At 66.4% G+C, this 1706-nt stretch carries 1 protein-coding gene; it reads right to left on the bottom strand.

All coding sequences use genetic code 11. The features are described from left to right. On the bottom strand, positions 1 to 1706 hold a 1706-nt coding region (locus tag AC097L_RS23675), incomplete at both ends, for a hydantoinase B/oxoprolinase family protein (RefSeq protein WP_479589188.1).

The raw sequence follows: 1706 nt of genomic DNA, 5'->3' as shown, positions 1-1706 counted from the left end.
GCCCCACCTGGCCCGGCTGCCCCCCAGCCATGCCAAAGGCCCCGTGGACCCGGCCATTGCTCAAGATGCTGGCGGTCATGGGCTCCAGGAAACGCACGCGGCGCAGCCCCCCGTTGCCCCCCTGCCAGCGGCCCGCGCCGCCCGAGCCGGGCACGATGGCAAAGCTCTCCAGCCGCACCGGAAACCGGAACTCGAACACCTCGGGGTCGGTGAGGCGCGAATTGGTCATGTGGGTTTGCACCACCGACGTGCCATCGAAACCCTCCCCAGCCCCCGAGCCACCGCTGATGGTTTCGTAATACTGGTGCTGCGCATTGCCGAAGGTGAAGTTGTTCATGGTGCACTGCCCACCGGCCAGCACGCCCAAAGCCCCCAGCAGCGCGTTGGTGATGCAGGTGGAGGTTTCCACGTTGCCCGCCACCACCGACGCGGGCGGGTTCGGGTTGAGCATGGAGCCGGGCGGAATGGTGACGCGGATGGGCTTCAGGCAGCCCGCGTTCAGCGGAATATCGTCATCCACCAGGGTGCGAAACACATACAGCACCGCCGCCATGCACACCGCCGTGGGGGCGTTGAAGTTGTTGCTCTGCTGCGGGCTGGTGCCGGTGAAATCCACCTCGGCGCTGCGGGTGGCGGCATCCACGCGGATGGCCACCTGGATCTGCGCGCCGTTGTCCAGCGGCAGCGTGAACTGGCCGTCTTTTAATTGCGCAATCACCCGGCGCACCGACTCCTCGGCGTTGTCTTGCACATGGCCCATGTAGGCCTGCACCACCGGCAGGCCGTACTGGGCGACCATCTTGTGCAGCTCTTGCACACCCTTCTCGTTGGCGGCAATTTGCGCCCGCATGTCGGCCAGGTTTTGCGCCGGGTTGCGGCTGGGGTAGGCACCGCTTTGCAGCAGCGCCACCATCTCGGCCTCGCGCAGCACGCCCGCATCCACCAGCTTGAAGTTGTGGATTTGCACGCCCTCTTCTTCGATGCGGGTGGAAAACGGCGGCATGGAGCCCGGCGTGGTGCCGCCAATGTCGGCGTGGTGGCCCCGGCTGCCCACGTAGAAAGTCACCTGGCCGTCCAGGTAGACGGGGGTGATGACGGTCACGTCCGGCAGGTGGGTGCCGCCGTGGTAGGGGTCGTTCAGCACGTACACGTCGCCGGGCTGCATGGTGCCTGCGTTCTCACGCACAACCGTCTGGATGCTCTCGCCCATGGACCCTAGGTGCACCGGCATGTGCGGGGCGTTGGCAATCAGGTTGCCGTGCGCATCGAACAGCGCGCAGCTGAAGTCCAGCCGCTCCTTGATGTTGACCGAGTAGGCGGTGTTTTGCAGTTGCAGGCCCATCTGCTCGGCGATGTTCATGAACAGGTTGTTGAACACCTCCAGCAGCACCGGGTCTACGGTGGTGCCTGCTGCGTATTTGATAGCGCGTGGTGCAGAGCGGATAAGCACCAGGTGGTCAAAAGCCGTCACATTCGCGGTCCAGCCGGGCTCGACCACGGTGGTGGCGTTTTTCTCGGCCAGGATGGCCGGGCCGGGGATCTGGTCGCCGGGGCGCAGGTCTTCGCGCACCACCAGCGCCGCATCCCACCACTGGCCACCGCTGTACATGCGCACGGTTTCCCGCAAGGGCACGGGGCGGGCGGCGTGCAGGGCTTGCGCGGGCTCGACCGGGGCCACACCGGCCACCACCGCCTCCACCGACACG

The sequence above is a fragment of the Rhodoferax sp. RT5P35 genome (assembly GCF_056521385.1).
Note: the sequence above shows the minus strand (reverse complement) of the source record. Positions and strands in the feature narration are given on the sequence as shown.